14 protein-coding genes are annotated in these 20907 nt (G+C 39.8%); 2 read left to right on the top strand and 12 right to left on the bottom strand.

The annotated features are described in order from the left end of the window. Positions 1-708 precede the first annotated feature (708 nt). On the top strand, positions 709-966 hold the full coding sequence (locus BVC88_RS10590; RefSeq protein WP_075350668.1) for a hypothetical protein: 258 nt from the start codon (positions 709-711) through the stop codon (positions 964-966). Between the two features lie 240 nt (positions 967-1206). Here BVC88_RS10590 and BVC88_RS10585 read toward each other — a convergent pair whose 3' ends face one another. Beyond that, the gene (locus BVC88_RS10585; RefSeq protein WP_075350667.1) at positions 1207-4434 is read right to left on the bottom strand and encodes a S41 family peptidase; all 3228 of its coding nucleotides are present in this window, start codon (positions 4432-4434) and stop codon (positions 1207-1209) included. Positions 4435-5001: 567 nt separating this feature from the next. On the opposite strand from BVC88_RS10585, the gene BVC88_RS10580 reads away from it, so the two are divergent. Next, positions 5002-10329 carry a DUF7379 domain-containing protein gene (locus tag BVC88_RS10580; RefSeq protein ID WP_075350666.1) on the top strand — a complete coding sequence of 1776 codons (5328 nt, stop codon included), beginning with the start codon at positions 5002-5004 and terminating at the stop codon, positions 10327-10329. Positions 10330-10365: 36 nt separating this feature from the next. Here the strand turns inward: BVC88_RS10580 and BVC88_RS10575 are convergent, their stop codons facing one another. The 11 genes from BVC88_RS10575 to BVC88_RS10525 all read right to left on the bottom strand — a co-directional run bounded on the left by BVC88_RS10575 (position 10366) and on the right by BVC88_RS10525 (position 20672). Next, positions 10366-11934, bottom strand: coding sequence for a glycoside hydrolase family 99-like domain-containing protein (locus BVC88_RS10575; protein ID WP_075350665.1), 1569 nt, complete (start codon positions 11932-11934; stop codon positions 10366-10368). A 43-nt stretch (positions 11935-11977) separates the two neighbouring features. Further along, the gene (locus tag BVC88_RS10570; RefSeq protein WP_075350664.1) at positions 11978-12520 is read right to left on the bottom strand and encodes a GNAT family N-acetyltransferase; all 543 of its coding nucleotides are present in this window, start codon (positions 12518-12520) and stop codon (positions 11978-11980) included. An 88-nt stretch (positions 12521-12608) separates the two neighbouring features. Further along, positions 12609-13571 carry a transketolase family protein gene (locus BVC88_RS10565; protein WP_075350663.1) on the bottom strand — a complete coding sequence of 321 codons (963 nt, stop codon included), beginning with the start codon at positions 13569-13571 and terminating at the stop codon, positions 12609-12611. Between the two features lie 24 nt (positions 13572-13595). Further along, positions 13596-14447 carry a transketolase gene (locus BVC88_RS10560; RefSeq protein ID WP_075350662.1) on the bottom strand — a complete coding sequence of 284 codons (852 nt, stop codon included), beginning with the start codon at positions 14445-14447 and terminating at the stop codon, positions 13596-13598. A gap of 10 nt (positions 14448-14457) precedes the next feature. Next, the gene (bcp, locus tag BVC88_RS10555; protein ID WP_075350661.1) at positions 14458-14907 is read right to left on the bottom strand and encodes a thioredoxin-dependent thiol peroxidase; all 450 of its coding nucleotides are present in this window, start codon (positions 14905-14907) and stop codon (positions 14458-14460) included. Between the two features lie 29 nt (positions 14908-14936). Beyond that, entirely contained in the window at positions 14937-16637 is a 1701-nt protein-coding gene (locus tag BVC88_RS10550; RefSeq protein WP_245803631.1) for a M23 family metallopeptidase, read from the bottom strand. Between the two features lie 160 nt (positions 16638-16797). After that, complete coding sequence (locus tag BVC88_RS10545) at positions 16798-17409, bottom strand: fumarylacetoacetate hydrolase family protein (RefSeq protein WP_075350659.1); 612 nt, start codon at positions 17407-17409, stop codon at positions 16798-16800. Next, positions 17406-18119 carry a hypothetical protein gene (locus tag BVC88_RS10540; RefSeq protein ID WP_075350658.1) on the bottom strand — a complete coding sequence of 238 codons (714 nt, stop codon included), beginning with the start codon at positions 18117-18119 and terminating at the stop codon, positions 17406-17408. The genes BVC88_RS10545 and BVC88_RS10540 overlap by 4 nt, the downstream gene beginning before the upstream one ends. 111 nt (positions 18120-18230) lie before the next feature. After that, positions 18231-18917, bottom strand: a complete 687-nt coding sequence (locus tag BVC88_RS10535) for a DUF4377 domain-containing protein (protein ID WP_075350657.1) — start codon at positions 18915-18917, stop codon at positions 18231-18233. Then, positions 18914-19621 carry an SGNH/GDSL hydrolase family protein gene (locus BVC88_RS10530; protein ID WP_075350656.1) on the bottom strand — a complete coding sequence of 236 codons (708 nt, stop codon included), beginning with the start codon at positions 19619-19621 and terminating at the stop codon, positions 18914-18916. Before BVC88_RS10530 ends, BVC88_RS10535 begins: the two co-directional genes overlap by 4 nt. A 7-nt stretch (positions 19622-19628) precedes the next feature. Further along, the gene (locus tag BVC88_RS10525) at positions 19629-20672 is read right to left on the bottom strand and encodes a S66 peptidase family protein (protein ID WP_075350655.1); all 1044 of its coding nucleotides are present in this window, start codon (positions 20670-20672) and stop codon (positions 19629-19631) included. Positions 20673-20907: the final 235 nt, after the last annotated feature.

Raw genomic sequence — 20907 nt, 5'->3', positions numbered from 1 at the left:
TTTAGTGTCCTTAAAAATCGCCAAAGTCTGGGGTTTAAAAAAAAATAATAAAGTTTTAATCTTTAGAGGTAGTTAATAACTAATAAAACATCTTGAAATCTATGCTCAAAAATCTCTGAGATCTATAAAATCAACCAAACTGATTTCAATAATTTTTTAACAAATGGAAGGCTTCAATATTTTCAGAGGCTTTATTAAGGCATTCAAAAATTTATAGTATAGTGAATAAGCCTCTCATTTGAGTAATAAACACTCTCTGTTGAGTGATTAAGTCTCTATTTTGAGCGGTAAAGACTCTCGATTGAGTATTGAAGCCTTTATTTTGAGTAATAAACACTCTCGATTTAGTGATTAAGTCTCTATTTTGAGTTGTAAACACTCTCTGTTGAGTGATTAAGTCTCTATTTTGAGTTGTAAAGACTCTCGATTGAGTATTGAAGCCTTTATTTTGAGTAATAAACACTCTCCGTTTATTGATTAAGTCTCTATTTTAGTTGGTAAACATTCTCTGTTGAGTGTTTGAGTCTCTTTCCAAAGTCTAGTATCGGGAAGTATTTGGAAGATTTATTTTCGCTCTTTGAGTTGACGTTTTTCGGAAGGTGATGGATGTTATCCGTATTGATGACGGGGATCATGGATACATTCAAATTGATGAAGTACTTTCCTCTTTGATAAAAGGTACCATTGAATAATTTAAAATCTCTAATTATGAAACCCGAAACTCAAAATTTACCGCCCGCAGCATCTCAATACATTCAGGACCAATTCCGTGAAGGATTTTTATATGAAGTGACAGAGGTGAGGGAAATAAATGGCGCACCACATTATTTTGTTGAGGTGGCAAAAGATGGAGAGGTTCACCTATTTCATTTCAATGAAAAAGGGAAGGTGATCATCGATCGACTTGAGGATCCATTCAGACCGAACCCTTTTGAAGAACCTCCTTTTGAGGAGATTCCTGATTAGTCAAATTCAAGTTCCTCTTTTTCAAAAAATAGAAATTCTTTCTTATTAAGTTCCCTTCTGCTACCTGCACAAGGGATGTGTCTAAAAAAAGGTCCAAGTCGAGAGACTTGGACCAATTGGGATATAAATTATTATGATTATCTACTTTCTTACAAGTAACTTGATTTAACGGCCAAAAAGCCAAATGAAATTTCCATACTGGCGTAATTGCGTATATACCTCTAAATTATAAACGCTAAATCAATTTCCTTTCGGTCTGAAATATCGAATCGGAGCTTTTGGCTCAGGTTTCAATTCTATTCCTTCGGTTTTCAGCAATTCCAATGCAACCTGAACTGCTCGTTCCAATTGTGGATCTTTACCGGCGATGACCTCTTTAGGCAATTGCTCTACAGGGATATCAGGAGAAATACCAACCCCCTCTACAGCCCATTCTCCATCGGTATCATAGAATCCACCTCTAGGAGCTACCATTCTACCTCCATCTACGAATGGTGGCGTATCCCAAGTACCAACAAGTCCTCCCCAAGTTTTTGTGCCGATCAATGGACCGATTTCCATTTTGTTAAAAAGGTAGGGTAGAAGGTCTCCACCTGAGCCCGCACGCTCATTGATCAGCATGACTTTTGGTCCCCAGATGCCAGACATCGGTTGGGTGAAAGGTTTATGGTCATTAGCCCGTGAGTTGAAGTAGCCGGTTAATTTTCGATTCATAATATCTACCATATAGTCGGCTGCTGATCCACCTCCATTGTTTCGCTCATCGATGACAGCACCTTTCTTATCCTGCTGCGCAAAATAATAGCGATTGAAGGAAGTATAGCCAGGTTGACCCGTATTTGGAAGATAAACATAGGCTAGTTTTCCATCGGAAAGTTGATCTACTTTTCGACGGTTCCCTTCTATCCAAGCGATGTTTCGTAACTGATTTTCATTGCTAACCGGAAGCACCAAAATGCTGCGAGAGCCTTCCAATCCCGGTTTTGAATTCAGATGAATTTTAGTTGGAACATTGGCAGATCCTTCAAAATAGGTGTAGAGGTTAATTCCTTTTTCAATAGCTTTTCCATTCACCCCAACAAGGTATTCTCCAACTTTGGCTTGAGCACCAACTTGAGCTAAAGGAGCATCCAAACCAGGATTCCAATCTTCGCCTGTATAGATTTTTTTGATTTTGAAATTTCCATTATCCAATTCAAAATCTGCTCCTAGCAACCCGATAGGAACTCTATCAATATCTGGAAAGTCACCACCTCGAGTGTAGCTATGTCCAACTGCGACTTCACCACCAATAATGTCAATGATGTAATTCATATCTGTTCGATGACGAACTGAAGCTACCCATGGCTTGTACCATTCGAAGATTTCATTCCAAGGTGCACCGTGAACATTCTCTACGTAGAGAAAATCCCGCTGATAGCGCCAGCCTTCCCGGTAGATCTGCTGCCATTCTGCCATCGGATCAACTTTAACTTTCATAGATGCAATACTTTTCAAAGCTCCGTCTCCTACTTTTTTTCCATTTCCGGAAGTTTCAATGATTCCCCAAGTATTTCCAGACTGGTATAGCAGGGATTTTCGATCATTTGAAATCACCACTTGATTCACCTTAGGCAGGAAATCTTCAGACTTCCGCTTAGTCAAATCATATTTTTTCATCGTCGTCCCTTCATTTTGAATCACTTCCATGTAAAAGATCTGATTCTCTGGAGCAGGAGCTAACGCAGAATAGTTTCGGGTCGGGATATCGATGGCCACTATCCGCTGCTGAATACCTGCTTCGGTGATCGTTACCGTCACAGTTGCTTTCTCTTCTTTCTTTTTTTCTTCTGTCTTTTCTTTTTCTTCGTCACTTTGAGGAAGGAGTGGGGAAGAATCAGCAGCATTTAACACTGTAAAGTAAAGCGCACGAGTCACAGGATGATCGTAGCTACTCATATCCAGCCATCCTGTATTCAATCCGAAATCAGTGCTTGCCAAGAAATAGAGGTATTTGCCAGAAGCATCCCAGATAGGAGAAATTGCATCAGCCATGGTGTCAGTCACTTGGATTTTCTTTCCTGTAGCCACTTCATAGACAAAAATTGATTTTAACTGATTATCCATCAATCGGGAATAGGCGATCCATTTCCCATCAGGAGACCAAACTGGATTCATGCTTCGATTAGGATGGGCAAATCGATCCGTATCTGCGATTTTGCTTGTTCCTGAAGCCACATTGGTGACCCAGATATTGTAATCGGTATCTGTATAGGCGATGTGTACATTATCACTAGACCACTCAGGCTTAAAGAAAAAGCTTGGATCAGGAATAGCGATTTTCTTCGAAACCATACCTGCTTGATCTGCTATGATCAATTGATATTCCCCTGAAGCATCAGAGAAATACGCGACGTTTTTCCCATCTGGCGACCAAACAGGAGAACGCTCAGCTGACCTGGAGGTATTCGTCAGGTTTCTTCCTGCACCATTTTCTTTAGGGAAAGTCAGGATCTCTCCTCTATACTCAAAGATTGCTCGTTGTCCAGTAGGTGAGAGCTGTGGATTTTGGAGCTGGTTGGCAGATACATCTGTCCAACGCTCACGAGCCCAGTGAAAATCACCATTTACAGTGATGTTGACCTGAGTCAAATTTCCAGTGCTCGGATTATAAAGGTGGAGAAATCCTCCTTGCTCAATTATGATCGCTTCGGGGCCAGCATCGATGCTTTTGATATCGAAATCTTTCAAAAAGGTCTCCTGCTTTTCTTGTTTGGTACCAGGATCATACGACCAAAGATTAGCCAAATTATCTCGCTCAGAGATGTAAAAGACTTTGTTGCCAAACCAAACTGGATCAGTATGGCGCTCATTATCTGTCTGAGGAGTCATCTGAAGTGAGTAATCTTTAAGGTCGAGTATCCAAATGGGCTTCGCTTGTCCACCGCGGTGATTTCGCCATTCTGGATCCCAAAAAGAAATTTGCTGATAGGCCATATGCTTGCCATCTGAAGAAATCTCTCCGTTTACTGCTCGCGGGACTATAATAGGGCTTGGCATGCCGCCATTCACACTCACTTCAAAAAACTTGGACTCTTGGGTCGCATGACCTTCTCTTCCAGAGGAAAAAATCACTTTAGATCCATCAGGACTCCAGCCGGTCACTAGATCAGCTCCGGGATGCCAAGTTAATCGCTTTGGCTCGCCACCTATAGAAGGGATCAAATAGACATCGGTATTACCATCGTATTCACCTGTAAATGCTATCCAATTTCCATCTGGAGAAAAGTGCGGAAGACTTTCTTCACCGTCATTACTGGTCATTCGAATCGCATTTCCACCCGCTATTGGAGCTTTCCAGAGGTCATTGGCATAGACAAAGACAATTTCTGATTGGCTGAGCGTGGGTTGTCGGAGAAGCTGGGTTCCTTGGGAAAATGCCGAAAAGGCAATTCCAAGAAGGAGGGAGGTGGTAAAGAGTTTTTTCATCTGTTTATAATTTGATTATTAATGGTCACATGGAATCTCGCTTGGTTATCCCGAAAGCTTTCGGGACATTCCGGTGTGTGACTTTTTGGTCATGCTTGATTTCATAATTGATCGGAAAAGTGTTTCTTAAAAATAGGTCAAATGAAAAAGCTAAACCAACCGATTGTAAAATATTCTATGATTGTCCTTTAGGATGCCAGGATTCTAATTCTCATTTTTTTCCGGCTTGAATACTTTCTTGGTAAGACTGATCTTTCAAATATATGGCGTACTCTTCCTGTCTTTATTGATGCCAGGCGAATTTCTAAAAATTCCTGTATTTCTTGACTTTCACATTTTTCATGGTTTTTAATCTAAAAACGAATGGGAATTAATGCAGTGGAGATTTCCTATTTCAAAATAGTTTTAATCCCTTTAATTATTGAAAATCCTCTCATAAATACCTATTTTAATGATTCTGTTTAGCAGATTTTTCTGATAAGTGGGCAGATAGTTTAACAGCTTTTATAGGATCTGGAGCTTTGTTCCAAATCATTTATCCATCAACCGTTTTAAATTTTTAAAAAAATGGCCAATCTAAAAATCAAATTAAAAGGTCAAGATCAGGCAGCCTTTGTTACTGGAGAGGATCAGGGTTTTGAATTTTACCAGCTGAATAAAGCCTTTTCTGTGCTCAGCCCTACTCGGGGAGACGTACCCGAGCAATCTTTTGAGATCAGGGATGATCAACTTATCGAACTCAATTTATCAGATGACACAGTCTGGTTGGGGGATAATGAGACTCTTCGTGAGCTTTTCCCATCACAATTCAAAAGGTCTGGAGAGGGTGATGAGTTGTTTCTTCCGGATGAAATCGAAGTTGATGCGCAAAACAGAGGAGTAGTCAGCAAAATAGGAATTAAGATTTTAAAGATTTTCTCCAAGCGTGAGGTTGTTTTTCCATTGGTAAAGGACTTGGCAAAAAAGCTTGAAGACAAACAATTATCCATCGATGGAATCGACTTTCAAAATGTTGGTTCAGGAGTATTACTGTATTGCTCCCCACAGTTTGAATTGAAAAGGGCTGAAAGCCTGGATGGATCCAAGCCACATTTGCTTTTTCTGCATGGGACTGGTTCCTCCACGTTAGGTTCTTTTTTGGATTTGAAGGATTCCGAAGATTGGAAAAATATAGTTTTGGGATATCCACGAAATTCCATCATTGCTTTTCAGCATAGAACTCTTACCTGTAGCCCTTTGGAGAATGTGCTGGCGTTGGTCAAATCTCTCCCAAATGGGATAGCTCTTGATTTGGTCAGTCACTCTCGTGGTGGATTAGTAGCGGATACCTTGGCGAGGTTTTGCGTGCCCGAATCAGATTCCAAAGGTTTTGATGAATATGAGCGATCTGTTTTGGAAGAAAAGGATCGGGTCAAAGATCTTGAACTTATCAAGGCTATCGAAAAAGAAATCAAATCAAAAAACATAAGCATTCGAAAGATGGTGCGTGTCGCTTGTCCAGCGAATGGTACCACGCTTGCCTCATCTAGATTGAACCTCTTCCTCAATGTCACTTTTAATTTATTGGGATTAGCCAGTGGACAGATCGGAAATCCGATTTTTATCTCTTTCAAGGAGTTGATCATGGCTGCTGTTGAAAGCAAGGATAATACAGATGTATTGCCCGGATTGGAATCTATGAATCCCAAGTCACCTTTTGTGGAAGTACTGAATTTTCAGGGCACTGAAATCAAAATTCAAGCACCGCTCTATGTTGTCGGCGGAAGTAGTGAGTTGAGCTTGAAATGGAAAAGCTTGGTGGTATTGGTTGGGAAGTTTTTCTTCATGGGAAAAAATGACTTGGTAGTTGATACGGAGAGTATGTATTGGGGTGGAGCTCGTGAAGAAGGAAAGGTTTCTGCATTTATTGAGGCCAGTGGTCAGATTGATCACCTTAAATATTTTATTACTGAGAGTACTCGTGAGGCCATTCGCTTTGGACTGGAATCAGATGGATCTTCCGTTCCTCGCAAATTTGAACTGGTTTCCAAATCAACCATAGGACAGAAGGACCGTGGTGTATTTGGAATTGAAGGAGGAGAATACAAGCGCGATCAGGCCAAAGGAAAGCGACCAATTGCAATCTTACTTCCGGGTATCATGGGTTCCAACCTTCAGGTAGGTTCCAATCAAATTTGGATCAATTACATACGGTTTCTAAAGGGAGAACTTACTCGATTGGATTATGTGAATAGTACAGAGAAGGTACAAGCAGATTCTTTGATAGGTACTTCCTATAAAGGGCTGGGAAAGAATCTCGAACGAAATTACGATGTGGTGACCTTTGAGTTTGATTGGCGCTCACCCCTTCCGGAAACAGCAAAGCGACTGAATCAAAAGATTACAGAACTATTAGCTTTCAACCAACCAATAAAGATAATTGGTCACAGTATGGGGGGAGTTCTAGTAAGGGATTTTGCGATTTATTTCCCTGATACTTGGAAGCAACTGAATGACACTCCTGGCTTCAGAACCTTATTTTTAGGATCACCTTTGGGCGGATCTTATCGAATTCCGTATGTACTTTTTGGCAAGGATGATATTATTCAATTGCTGGGAAAAATTGATATAAAAAATTCCACAAAAGGACTTCTTAATTATTTCACGAATTTCCCTGGAATTCTGAATCTTCTTCCAATTAATCGATTAGGAAAACATGATTTTTCTGACCGGGAATTTTGGAAAAAACTACGGACAGCATTTGGAGACCAATCCTGGCCGATCCCAGATCAGAAGTACCTCGATGAATTTGGGAAGTATCAAGAAAAAGTCTTGGCTGAGGCAGATCGATTGGATTACTCCAACGTGAGCTATATCGCGGGTCAAAGTCGAAAAGATAAATTCACGATCTCTGATCTGGAAATTGAAGACGGGGAGTTAGTTTTCAAGGCTACAAATGCCGGAGACGAAAGTGTGACTTGGGAATCGGGTATTCCGAAGGAAATCCTGCGTACCAAAAATTATTTCTATGCCAACGCTACTCATGGAGCACTTTCCACTGAAAGTAAATTGTTTGCGGCGATCGATGAGATCCTGATTTATGGTAAGACCAGCAAGTTGCAAAATAGTCTTCCTCAAGTGAGGGGAGTAGAAAAGGACTTTGTAGCAGAGCCAAATCAAGTTTTCGATCTCAGTGAGGAGAATGTCGAGAACACATTACTTGGCTTGGGACAAACTGGGGAACGTTGGATGAATGATCTACCGATTCAGGTGACAGTAACCCATGGAAATCTGATTTACGCTAGATATCCAGTTATGGCAGGACACTTTGAAGGTGATGCTATTCTGTATAGTGAAAGTGCCATCGACAAAAAGCTGAATAATGAACTTAGCCGATTGCATTCTTTGGGACTTTATCCAGGTGATATTGGTACTCATCAGATTATTTTGAACCGGGGATGCAGCAAGGGTGATTTTCAAGGAGGAGTGATTGTGGGCTTAGGAAAAACCGGAGAATTGACCAGTTTCCAATTGATGAATACTGTTGAAAAGGGGATTTCTCGGTATTTGACAATTTGCAATCCAACAGATAATTATTCAAACGATGAGCCTTTGGGGATTTCAGTTATTGCTATCGGTAATTCTTTTGGAGGATTGTCCACCGAAAGCTCGGTTCGGGCAATTATTCTGGGAATCCAAAAGGCAAATAAAAATATCACAGCGACTTATAAAGGCCTGAAAAAAGGAATAGAGGAAGTAGAAATCATCGAGCTCTATCATGATAAGGCCTTGGCGATCTTGAAATCCATGAAGAACATTGAGGCCAATCAAAGTCGTGAATTCAATATTGTATTCCGAGGAACAGGAATGGAGACCAAAATTGGAAGACAGTGGCGAATTCCTCAGGAAAACTCCACGGATTGGTGGACCAGAATTACAGTCTGTGAAGAAAGTGGATTTGAAGTTCGTGGTGAATCTCCAGGGGGAAAGAAAATAAAAATGGCTCTAGCCACAACTGGCGCCAGTGAGCGTGTAGAATATATGCCTTCCAATACCAAAGTTTTGGAAGTGCTTTTGAATCGGATGACACATAAAAATATGTTTTCAGCAGAGATTGCTAAAACAATGTATGAATTGTTGATTCCATTGAAATTCAAAGAGGAGCTCAAGCGTCAGAATAATATTTCATGGGTTCTGGACTTGGATACAGCAGAGTTTCCTTGGGAAATGATGCAAGAGGACATCAATTCTGTCCCGCTTTGTATCAATTCCGGCATGGTGCGTCAATTGGCAACTGAGAATTCACGAGGGGCTATTTCGCGTGTATCTTCCAAAAGTGCCTTAGTCATAGGTGATCCAAACTTGGAAGGTTTTATGGGGCAATTGCCTGGAGCGAGACGTGAAGGAGAGCTTGTAACAGAACTTCTTCGGCAGGAAAAGTTTGAAACGGAAAGTCTTATTTTCAGCGATGCTCAAAGTGTGCTTTTGAAACTTCTTACCAAAAAGCACAAAATAATTCACCTTGCAGGACATGGCCTTTTCAACTATGGAGATGAAAAAAATTCTGGAATGGTCATCGGAAACAATACATTTTTGCTTCCTGGACAATTGGCAGGAATGTCAGATGTTCCTGAATTGGTTTTTGTCAATTGCTGCTACTTAGGACAAATGGATTCAGCAGAGGAAAAAGGAAGTCAGAATAGAAATCGTTTTGCAGCGAATATCGGGACTCAGTTGATAAATAATGGAGTCCGAGCTGTTATTGTAGCGGGTTGGGCTGTTGATGATTCTGCCGCTTATGATTTTGCAAAGCTATTCTATCAGTTTATGTTCTCTGGGTTAGGATTTGGAGAATCAGTGAAAAGAGCTCGAAAGAAGATTTATGAGGATTATGGAAATAGAACTAATACTTGGGGAGCATTCCAGTGCTACGGTGATCCATTCTATACTTTGACTGATAAGAAGCAGTCAAAATCAGAAAACAACAGTCCTTTACTTCTGGAAGAAATTGAAATAGAATTGTTGAATTTGATTCATAAACTTGAGACCTCTAATTATGATGTTGATAAAGTCATAAATCGAGTAAAGGAAATTGATCAAATGATCTTCAAAGGTTCGGAGCGAAATGATACAATTTTGGAGTATCTGGCCAAACTTTACGGTAATTTGAATCTCTACAAAGACGCAATTCGAATCTACTCGGTGATGATGAAGTCTAAGAAAAATGAATTTTCGGTTCAATCATTAGAGAAATATTGCAATATCCGTGTGAAGGAATGCCTACTTCGATACAAATCAAAAACCATTTCTAAAAAGGAGGCGATTCAGGAAATCTCTGAGGTTGTGAAAGATCTTGAAAGCTTAAATCGTTTTAGCGAGACTGCTGAGCGTTGGAGTCTAATCGGTAGTGCTTACAAAAGATTGATCCAGTTGAACGATTCTGGTAAAATTCAGGAAATGCTTACTGCGGTTATTAATGCCTATGAAAGGGCTTCTGAACTTTCAAATTTGGAAGAAGTCTATCCCCTGACTAACTGGCTTCAGTTTCTTCAGGTACGAAATGAATTAGAAGGTAAAAAAGGTTTGAAGTTTACGCCTATAAAAGCACGAAATGCGATGGCAGAATTACTTGATAAGTTCGAGAATAGCTATAGCCCAAAAAGTTCCTATTGGGATATAGCTGGAAAAGCAAATATTCTGCTTACACAAATGCTGATAGAAGGGACCGCAACAGTCCATAAAAGAGTTTCCGAAGCATATGAATTTCTTTGGAAAAAAGCGGGAACTCTTGGTCAAAAACAGGCGGAATTAGAACATTTTGACTGTCTGCTACACACTCTCGGTGATCAGAAAACAGAAAAAGAACTGAAAGAAAAATTGGTAGAGATCAGGAAAGAGCTTTCTGAGAATATGTAAATGATAATGGTCCTGAATAAAGCTCAGGACCATTTTTTATTTTTTGAAGGTTTCTCTAATAGCCTCCAAATAATCAAATCCGTGGCCTTCGGTGGGTTCAATGTAATTACCTTCCAGGTATTCATTCCAGCAGCAAATCATCACGGTATTGCCGTTGGAGTTTCTGTATTTTCTGGATACAGCTTGTGCATCACGAAGTTTTGCCGAAAAAGAAGTTTTATCGGAGTGAACTCGATCCTTTTGAGGTTCGCTGGGGAATCCGCTTTGCTGTGGCCAAGTGCCGCCAGCAGGTCTCATATCCCAACCCATAGCTACAGGGACCTGGTATTCGAAGTTCGAATCATCTTTAAACTTCTCTGACCACATGTTCCAATGCCCTTTGTAGGTCTCACGCATATCGGCAAAGGATTTATTTGACTTCTCCATGAAGTTATGGTAAACATACCCCGTCATCCCTTCAAAGCCCATTCCTTTCAATCGAGGCACGTATTCTTGTAGTAATTGCTTATTCCTGTATTCTCCACCTTCCCAAGGTCTTTGAGGGTTTTTAGCTACCCATTTGGTAGGAAGACCATAAGCTTTTTCGTTAGGCATCATTGGACCTGCTGTGATAGCTATGAATTTGATCCCAGGAAAACCTTGCTTTTTGGCGACTTCCTGCGAAAGGTCTAAGAGGTTTTTTAAGGTTAATCCATAATAGGCTGCCCGTGATTCTGCGTCTTGTGGGAAATAGAAATAGATAATTGGCCGCCCATCAGGAGCCTTTAAATAGTCCTTTCTCTTGAAATAATTATCAGTCCATTGTCTTGTGATTTTCTCATGGACTTTTAGATAAAGTGCTTTGTCTGGTTTTTCTCCCTCATAGTTCGCTTTTCTTGCCATTTCATCCGGAGACCCGATTTTTAGCCAAGCCATCCAACGCTCATGACTGTCATCGCACCAGTTGATCACCCATTTCATTTGGTCTTTTTCGGGTAAGCTGGAATTCACTTCCAGCATTACTTTCAGCTGGTCACTCCATTCTTCAAGTCCGGGAACAGCTACGCGTCCGTCGCGATTTGCATCTATTTTCCATCCTTCTGGATAGTAGATTTTTGATTGAGGGCCAAAGTATAAATGATAATAATAATTTCTTCCATAAAACCAGTTGTAGGCAAAGAAATCAATGCCATAGCTTTTCATCATTTGAAGTTGCTTCCGAATCACTTCGGGGTCATCTCTTTTATAGAAGCCTTTTAATTCGGCAATTGGCTTTCGGTCGAGGTAAGGGCCTTCATAGGGATACTTGGCATTGTAAATTCTGCCTTTTGGTCCCCAGATTCCAGGGTTTTGTAGGCTCGAGCAATTGGCGGGATCTTGGAGGCAAGACCAGAAACTATCACGATCAATAGCCGGGTCAGGAGAGGTGTTCCAAGATGGCATGAAATACACTCCGACTAATTCTTCTACTTCGGCATCTTTGGTGTTTGAAATCGAATTGTACTCATTTATTAAACCAGCTTGGAGTTTTATGATCTCAGATGTGACATTTTGCTTTGAACTGAAGTCGCAGCCTGAATTAATCAATCCGGAAAAAAATAAAAAAAGAATAAATCTCGGCTTCATAGTCTTAGAATTTAGTCAATAAGAGTACTTCTAATTTAAGGTTTTACGCAGTAATTTTCTTTTGATAAACCTGAATACCTCTGTATTCAGGCTTTAGTAGCTCAAATTCCAGTTGATACGAATAAACTAATTCATAGCTTATTTTTTCATAGAATCTTCTAGCCTGTGGTTTTTGCTCCATCGCTTCGAGCCAGATTGAATCGAGTTTAGCTTCAATAGCAATTTTTTCTAACCAATCCATCAATGCCTTTGCAACTCCCGTTCCATGTAAATCTTCATGTAGATAAAGCCGATGAAGTTTCATGGCATTTGGGATCTCGATTTGCTTGGGAGAAAATGGGAAATCGTATTTCAAAATCCCCGCTTTCAATCCGTTGTATTCGATGAAAAAATAATGTGAGGTATCCCTGCTGAGTTCTTTGTTTAAATTTTTGGTAGAAAAGCAAAGATCCAAATACCAAGAACAGTCATTTTCCCAAAAATCCTGATACGCAGAGGTATAGACCTCTTGCATTAGCGTAAAAAGGATTGGTTGATCCTCAATTTTAATAGGCCGGAGTGAAAGCTTAGAATTAATGTAAATCATTGAAATTTGAATCTAAGCGTAAGATAGAAAACAATAAAAAACCACAGCCTTTTAGCTGTGGTTTTCAAAGCAACAAATGATTTTATTTCTATTTCCTTGCCAAAGCTTTTTTAGCTGCTTTCACGATATTTTCCGCATTCAAGCCATATTTTTCAAGCAATTGAGCAGGTGTTCCTGACTCACCAAAGCTGTCATTTACACCTACATATTCGAGAGGAGCTGGATGATTTCGAGTCAAAGTCTGAGCGATACTGTCGCCTAAACCTCCATTGATCTGATGCTCTTCAGCAGAAACAGCACAGCCGGTTTTTTTCACCGACTCCAAAATAGCTTCCTCATCCAAAGGCTTAATGGTGTGGATATTGATCACTTCGGCATAAATGCCTTCTTCGCGAAGCATCGCCTCGGCTACTACCGCTTCCCATACCAAATGACCAGTTGCAAAAATGGTTACATCTTTGCCATCAATCATTTTCCAAGCTTTTCCAATTTCAAACTTCTGATCAGCAGGAGTGAAGATTGGCCAGCTTGGTCTTCCAAATCTCAAATAAACCGGGCCCTCATATTCTGCAATTGCTAAAGTAGCAGCCTTGGTCTGATTGTAATCGCAAGGATTGATGACTGTCATGTTTGGAAGCATTTTCATCATTCCAAGATCTTCCAAAATCTGGTGGGTAGCTCCATCTTCTCCTAAGGTCAAGCCGGCATGTGAAGCACAGATTTTGACATTTTTTTCGGAATAGGCTACGGATTGGCGGATTTGATCATAAACTCTCCCGGTAGCAAAGTTGGCGAATGTTCCTGCAAATGGGATTTTCCCTCCCAAAGCCAAGCCGGCAGAAAGACCAATCATATTTGCCTCTGCAATACCTGTCTGGAAGAAACGTTCAGGAAATTCCTTTTGGAAATCCCCCATTTTCAATGATCCGATCAAATCAGCACATAGTCCGACTACATTGGGATTTCTTCTTCCTGCTTCCAAAAATCCATCACCAAATCCGGAACGGGTATCTTTTTTTTCTGTGTAAGTATATTTTAAGTCTAAGCTCATCTTTTGTCAATTTGGAAAATGGAATTAATAATCACCAAGGGTTTCTTCAAGCTGTGCCAAAGCTTTGGCAAGTTGCTCGTCATTTGGTGGGGAACCGTGCCACTTATGCGTCCCAACCATGAAGTCTACGCCATAGCCCATTTCGGTATGCAAAAGGTTCATTACCGGTTTGCCTTCGCGAGTCAGGTTTTTTGCCTTTTCCAGACCTATCAATACAGATTCCATATCGTTTCCATTTGGAGTCTCCATCACTTCCCATCCAAAAGCCTCAAACTTATCTCTTAAGCTCCTCAAGCCCATGATTTCCCGAGTTGGACCATCGATCTGCTGACCGTTAAAATCCACTGTGGCAATCAAATTATCAACTCCATAATGCGCTGCATACATTGCGGCTTCCCAAACTTGTCCTTCCTGAAGCTCTCCATCTCCCATCATGACATAGACTAGCTTATCATCGCCGTCGATTTTTTTAGCTTGCGCAGCTCCAAGAGCCACAGACAGTCCCTGTCCCAATGACCCTGAGGCTATTCTGACACCTGGGAGATGTTCTTCTGTAGCCGGGTGGCCCTGAAGTCTGGAATTCAACTTTCTAAAGGTTTTTAATTCTTCTACTGGGAAATATCCGCTTCTGGCTAAGACTGAATACCAACCTGCAGATAAGTGACCGTTTGAAAGAAAGAAAAGATCTTCACCTTTTCCATCCATTTTGAAATCTGTGTTGTGTCTCAACTGGTCAAAATAAAGTGCTACAAAGAATTCAGCACAGCCAAGTGGCGCACCAGGATGTCCAGATTGAACTGCATGCACCATTCTCAACACATCTCTTCTGAGTTGAGTAGCGATTTTCTGGAGTTGTTCGATTGATTGTTTTTCCATTAGGGCTGGGTTATTTTAAAATTTGTGCTGTGTGATCTTTGGTATTTACTTTTTCGATGATCTCTGCGATTATGCCTTTCTCATCGATGATAAAAGTCGTTCGGGCTGTGCCCATGTATTTTCTGCCATACATGGATTTTTCTACCCATGTGCCATAAGCTTCATGGACTTTCAAGTCTGTATCTGCGATCAATGAAAAAGGAAGTGATTGCTTTTCAATGAATTTTACGTGGGATTTTTCAGCGTCAGAGCTGATTCCCAAAACAATGTATCCTGCTTTTTGCAAGGCTTCGTAATTATCTCTCAGATTGCAGGCTTGAGCTGTACATCCCGGAGTAGCGTCTTTTGGGTAAAAATAAAGGACCACCTTTTTGCCCAGGTAGTCTGAGAGTTTGATAGTTTCTCCCGTTTCAATTTTTGCTTCGAATTCTGGTGCCTTTTGGCCTACTTCTAACGACATATTAGTTATTTTTTCAATTGAATAATAATTTAAAGTGTTCCCTTCCACTCAGTAATATTCCCGGCTTGGTCGGTTACTTTTAGAATAACAGGCCCTTTAAACGGTTGTTCATCTAATTTTTCTGACCATATAACCGACTGTTTGTGCTCGTATCGCATCAAAACCCATTTTCCATTTACCATTGCCTCAAAGCTTTGGATTCCTGATAAATCATCCTTGATGATAAACCTGAGTTCTGATGGTGTGACTCGTACTGGTGAGATAGTTGGCTTTTGTAAATCCTGGCCTAAAACAAAAGTACCAAAATTTCTGGTTTTGAACCGGATGGAATTGCCTTCCCAAGTTCCCCCAACATATGATTTCCCTCCATTAGTAGCTTGTTGATATACCTGATAGGCAGTTTTATTACCCGGAAATCCTGAAAGATCCCAATTGATTTCAATAGAATTCCAAAGGTTATCTGATACATCGTTAATCTCAAGTTTAGGATTCGAGGGGGAATCCTCATGCTTGATTCTCAAAAATAAATCGTCTAATACAGACTCTTTATCAAACTTGATCTGAACCTTTGAATCTGCGAAGTAATGCTCTTTTCCAAAGGGGATTTTTGCTTTTATTGGAAGGATAATTACTTCAGAGCAAACATCGATTTCCTCAGGAATTCCAAAATTCATATCCCAGAGATAAGTCCTGCTTTGTGCATCTTGATATGCTGGCAACATTTCAAAGGAATTGGCACCTACGTAAAATTTGGCCAATCCTCCATTCGGTGAGATCGGTGCTTTGATTTTTAAAATATCATCCAGATAGTAAACCGTTGATCTTGCAGGAGCTCCGCCATCATTGACATTGTGCTCTAAGTCTTGACCCTGAAGTGTGAAACTGATTTTACGTTCGTTTCCATAGGCATCAACCAGGGAAAGGGTATATGATTTTTTCTCTTTTGGCTCTAATTCCAAATGACCTGAATTTGATTGCTGTGGATGAATAAAATCAAATTTCAGATTTTCCTGAAAGTACAATTTACTGAAGCGGTTCTGGTGGGTATAAAGTAAAAAATGCCTGCTGTAATTGAAATCTACTTTATCCACTACTTGCTTAAAAACAATGCTGTCGTTTTCTTTTAATATAAAAGTGGGGAAACCGTTTCGATTGCTGGCTCCATCCAATTGATCAAAACTTTGGATCTCAATCCCAACTTTTCCGGTGACTTTTACTGTAGCTGGAAGCTTGTAGGATGAACCAGCAGCGATAGGGGTGATTTCAAGTCGTTGAAATTTCCCATTAACACGAGAATCTATGTCAAGTGGGACGATAGCGATTTTTTGAGGAGTAGGAGGGGTGTTGTCTATAATCTCCGGAAATCCAAATAAAAGCGGATCCATGGCGCGGTCTAGACTATCTCTGATCTCGAAATGTAAATGCGGACCTCCTGACGATCCGGTATTTCCTCCATTAGCGATTTGTTCTCCTTTTTTTACTGATAATTCTCCTGGTTCTGGATAAACTTCCAGATCATTTGCCTTGGCTTCATACATTTTCTTTCGGATGTAGGAAGCAAGCTTTGGATTGAAATTTCTCAGGTGTCCATAGAGTGTGATATGCCCAGACGGGTGCTTCAAATAAATGACATTTCCATACCCAAAAGTGGATACCTTAATACGATGAACCCAACCATCTGCAGCAGCATAGATTGGTTCGCCCTCCTGACCTCCAAACTTGAAATCCAAACCCGTATGAAAGTGGTTAGGTCGTAGTTCAGAGAAGTTTCCCGAAAGATAATTGCGCGCTCCAGGCTTCACTGGTGACCTGAAGTAACCTTTCTCAACCCCCTGAGAAAGAGTAATTAAAGGAATAAAAAAAATGAATAGGAATAACTGGCAGTGGAATCTATTTAACTTCAAAATCGAGCATTTTTTTAGAGCCAATAAATCCTTCCAATCGATCGCCAACAGCAACAGGTCCAACTCCGGCTGGTGTTCCTGTGTAGATCAAATCACCTTTTTTCAAAGTGAAAAATTGGGAAACATATTCGATGATCGTTCCGAAATCAAAAAGCATCAAAGCCGTATTTCCTTTTTGCCTGAGCTCTCCATTGATGGTCAGATCGAAATCAATATTCTTCAAATCACTGAATTCTGTAACAGGCATAAAATCACCAATCGGAGCAGCTCCGTTGAATCCTTTTGCTATTTCCCAAGGAAGCCCTTTGGCTTTGCATTGGTCTTGTAAATCACGAGCAGTAAAGTCTATCCCCAATCCAATCTCTTCGAAATAGCGATGCGCAAATTGCTTTTGAATGTATTTGCCTTCCTTGCAAATTTTCAAAACTAATTCGGCTTCATGATGAATGTTTTTTGAGAAATCAGGGTAATAAAAGGGACTCCCGTTTTTTAATAAAGCCGTGTCTGGCTTGAGAAAAACTACTGGATTTCCTGGAGTTTCATTCTTTAACTCCTCAATATGTGCCGCATAGTTTCGGCCAATGCAAATAATTTTCATTTTTTTCCTGGACCGTAGGGATTATAGCCTGGTAATCTTTTTAAAATTAGGGTGATTTTTTGGTTTTGGTCTTTTAAAATCAAAGAATCAGAGTTTATCAAATTATATGATTTACTTGTCAGTATAGCATCTTTCAAGCCGAAATCATCGCATTCTGTATTTTCCGTAAAATAATCTATTGACAAAGAAAAGACTGAAAATTCAGATTCTCCTACCTTTCCAAGGTTCCCACTATAGAATTTACATTCGGTATTTGCAGAAATTATTCTTCTCCAACCCTCAAAATTAATCTTAAAATAGGCAAACTTATCCTCTGGCACTTTAAAAGAATTGATTTGTAAAATATCCCATCCAGCGTTTAATTCCGTACTGAAGTCTTTTACTTTTTGGATTACATCAATCACCTTATACTCAAAAGGATTTTGGGAGTTTGCTTCTGGTATTTCTACTTTTAGCTGATAAAAATAATCTGACTGATAATCAAAATCACTAAGAATGTATTTTTCATCCAAGCGTATCCAATTATTGAGGTTATAGTCTAGCGTATTTTCTTTGAGAACGTAAAGACATCGAATCGTGGTATCGAAATCACAAGGGATTCTCGACGTCCAAACCCAAAAAGTTTCCTCTGTTGTTTTTGGTGATTCTGATTCCTTACAACTTGTGAAAATTAGAATCCCATAAATCAAAAAATAGTGATATGCTTTCATAATCAAATAGTTATAAATTCATGATCAAGTTAATGTTATTTTGAAAAGATATCAAAAGATGGGTTTGTTCTTAGAAATAAGTTGATAAAAAGAAACTGAGACTTTTCGGATTTAATCAACTGCCATAAATTTCATCAGCACTTTACCCTCTTCATTTAGAAGTAGGAGATGATTATTCTCTATCTGGTATTTGCGGCAATCAGTTAACGCTTTGCCAATTGCTTGCTCTACAGACATATCCGGACAGGCCATCATGGTGGTAGCTCCAGGGCCTAGAAGCAATTTTTCCCCATCATTTTCTTTAATTGAGCCACGAATCGAATTACATCCTGCATCTCCAAAATAAGTTTTGGCAGTTGCGTTGAATTCGAATATCAATGCTTCCTTTGATTTGAAACTGACAGGATTTTTGATTTCACCGACTTCCACCACTTTCCAGATATTTGTAATTCTTAAACTTTTATCAATTTCCTTACTTATCACTTCTATTAATTTAAAGGTTTTTGAAGATGCATCAGCCGGGACCGGCGCTGGTCGATCTTCCACACTAACATTAATTTGGTATATGTAACCAGGTTGGTATTCAAAGCCTTCAATGGTAGAATAGAAAAATTCCCACTTTTCAGAATCAATAATTTCCCCTTTTTGGATTTGTAAACAAGACATTGGGGCAACTCCAGTGCAGTCAAATTTGGAGCTATTGATCCACCAAGTCTCGACGATAAGATTTTCCTTGTAATCAGTACAGTTAACCAATCCTAGTAAACTTAGCAAAGTGAAGATTAGGGTAATTTTCAATCTTTTAAGTTTAAAGCTTTCACTTGTTCAAACAATTTATCTGCCCAATACGAATAGACTAATCCACTTGGATGAAGTTTATCCTCCACAACCATCTCGGTTTGTGCACCTACGGCTCTGTAATGTTCAGTAATATCGATAAAGAAAACACCGAATTGCTTACAAATTTCTTTTTTAGCAGCGTTATATGCATCGATTTCTGAAGCCACTTTTAATTTATCCGATCCTTTTTCTGTTGCGAAAGGAGTAACTCCCCAATCAGGAATGGATAGAACGACAACATGGTTTGGAAGATTTCCTGCAAAGCCGATTGCTCGGAGAAGGACTTGCTTAAACTCAATTTTGAATTCTTCTACTGATCTTCCTCTATATTGATTGTTCACTCCAATGAGAAGCGTCACCAAGTCATAAGGCGGAGCAATGTTCTTGGATTTATTAATCCCTTCTTCCAATTCATCTACAGTCCAGCCTGTTTTGGCAATAATAACTGGATCGTTCATACCTATCTCCAATTCCTCATTTAATCGCTTAACCAATTGGTTTGGGTAGCGATCATTTTCTGGAACTCCCTCTCCGATGGTATAGCTGTCTCCCAATGCTAAATATTTTAAAGGTCTTTCTTTGTCTCCCATTTTGCTAGTTGAGTCTGAATTTGAGCAGGCTAAAAAGCTCATCATTACGAGTAGTGCTAATAAACTTTTCATTTATAATTTATGATTGGAAAATTGGTTCAATTAATTGAAATGTGCCTGTTGAAGCATCCATTTTGACCCTTGCCCCAATGGGAATAATAAATTGCTTCGAGATATGACCGATCATCGCTCCCGTGTAAGCAGGGATATTCAAAGGCAAAATGTAATCATCCATCACCTGATCTACACTGAGTGAGCCATAGCCACCTCCAGGTTCGCAGTCAGAGCACTGACCAAAAATAAACCCTTTGATCTGAGCTAAGGTTCCGTTCAGCTTGAGGGTACTCATCATTCGATCGACTTTATAGGGATCCTCTCCAATATCTTCGATAAATAAAATTGAATTTTTGAAATCCGGATAGTAAGGAGTGCCTGACAAAGAAGTTAAAACAGTCAAATTTCCACCAAGAATTTTCCCTTCTGCTACGCCATCTTTCAGAGTTTGAATTCGATTTGCTTTTATTACTAAATCATCTCCTTTTGGCTGCTCATTTTGATAGTTGACCAAAGCCTTCTCAAAGAAGATTTGCTCAAACTGATTTACATTGAAACTATTCCAGCTCCCTGTGCCATTTGGTCCATGAAAAGTGATTAAGCCGGTTTGGGAGTGAATTGCGCAATGCAAAGCCGTGATGTCAGAATAGCCCATGATAGGTTTTGGATTCTTCTTGATCAAGTTGTAATCAATCATCGGGAGGATTCGAGCGGCTCCAGAACCTCCACGGATGCAGATTATTGCTTTCACATTTTGGTCTGCAAACATCTCGTTAAGATCTTTTGCCCGTTCCTTATCCGTTCCTGCCAAATGCCCACGACGGTTTTGGAGATTTTCTCCCAACTTCACCTGAAAACCCAGCGCTTCCAATGCCTCCTTCGCGAAAGTGAATTGCATTCGATCTGAAGTGGCAGCCGATGGACTGATAAGCCCTACTAGATCTCCTTTTATTAAAGCCTTTGGCAAAAGAGTTTTTGGGTCAAAATTAAGTTGAGAAGTACTCCAGGACAAAAGGGGAGCAGCCCCAGCTAAGAGTCCCAGAGATTTCAGAAAAGCGCGTTTATTCATGAAATTTATTGGTCGGTTACCTACAAATTTATGGCATTTAGACTGGGAAGAAAATTTTTAATTTGGTAAAAAAAGTTATTATTACTACCTTAGTTATTAGGGTCCGTTAAAATACTGTGATTTTCTATCACAGTGTCATGAAACTAAAATTTCAATGAGAATTCGAATATTCTCGGCTTTTTAATGCTTTGAGATCTTATCAACTCTTTATTAAAATAATAATTTTGTTATTAAA

Source organism: Algoriphagus marinus, from assembly GCF_001936475.1.
Lineage (GTDB): Bacteria > Bacteroidota > Bacteroidia > Cytophagales > Cyclobacteriaceae > Algoriphagus > Algoriphagus marinus.
This window is presented reverse-complemented; position numbering and strand designations above follow the sequence as displayed.

Coding starts and splice junctions, on each gene's coding strand:
- BVC88_RS10590 (WP_075350668.1), top strand. CDS start 709: ATGAAACCCGAAACTCAAAATTTACCGCCCGCAGCATCTCAATACATT.
- BVC88_RS10585 (WP_075350667.1), bottom strand. CDS start 4,434: ATGAAAAAACTCTTTACCACCTCCCTCCTTCTTGGAATTGCCTTTTCG.
- BVC88_RS10580 (WP_075350666.1), top strand. CDS start 5,002: ATGGCCAATCTAAAAATCAAATTAAAAGGTCAAGATCAGGCAGCCTTT.
- BVC88_RS10575 (WP_075350665.1), bottom strand. CDS start 11,934: ATGAAGCCGAGATTTATTCTTTTTTTATTTTTTTCCGGATTGATTAAT.
- BVC88_RS10570 (WP_075350664.1), bottom strand. CDS start 12,520: ATGATTTACATTAATTCTAAGCTTTCACTCCGGCCTATTAAAATTGAG.
- BVC88_RS10565 (WP_075350663.1), bottom strand. CDS start 13,571: ATGAGCTTAGACTTAAAATATACTTACACAGAAAAAAAAGATACCCGT.
- BVC88_RS10560 (WP_075350662.1), bottom strand. CDS start 14,447: ATGGAAAAACAATCAATCGAACAACTCCAGAAAATCGCTACTCAACTC.
- bcp (WP_075350661.1), bottom strand. CDS start 14,907: ATGTCGTTAGAAGTAGGCCAAAAGGCACCAGAATTCGAAGCAAAAATT.
- BVC88_RS10545 (WP_075350659.1), bottom strand. CDS start 17,409: ATGAAAATTATTTGCATTGGCCGAAACTATGCGGCACATATTGAGGAG.
- BVC88_RS10540 (WP_075350658.1), bottom strand. CDS start 18,119: ATGAAAGCATATCACTATTTTTTGATTTATGGGATTCTAATTTTCACA.
- BVC88_RS10530 (WP_075350656.1), bottom strand. CDS start 19,621: ATGAAAAGTTTATTAGCACTACTCGTAATGATGAGCTTTTTAGCCTGC.
- BVC88_RS10525 (WP_075350655.1), bottom strand. CDS start 20,672: ATGAATAAACGCGCTTTTCTGAAATCTCTGGGACTCTTAGCTGGGGCT.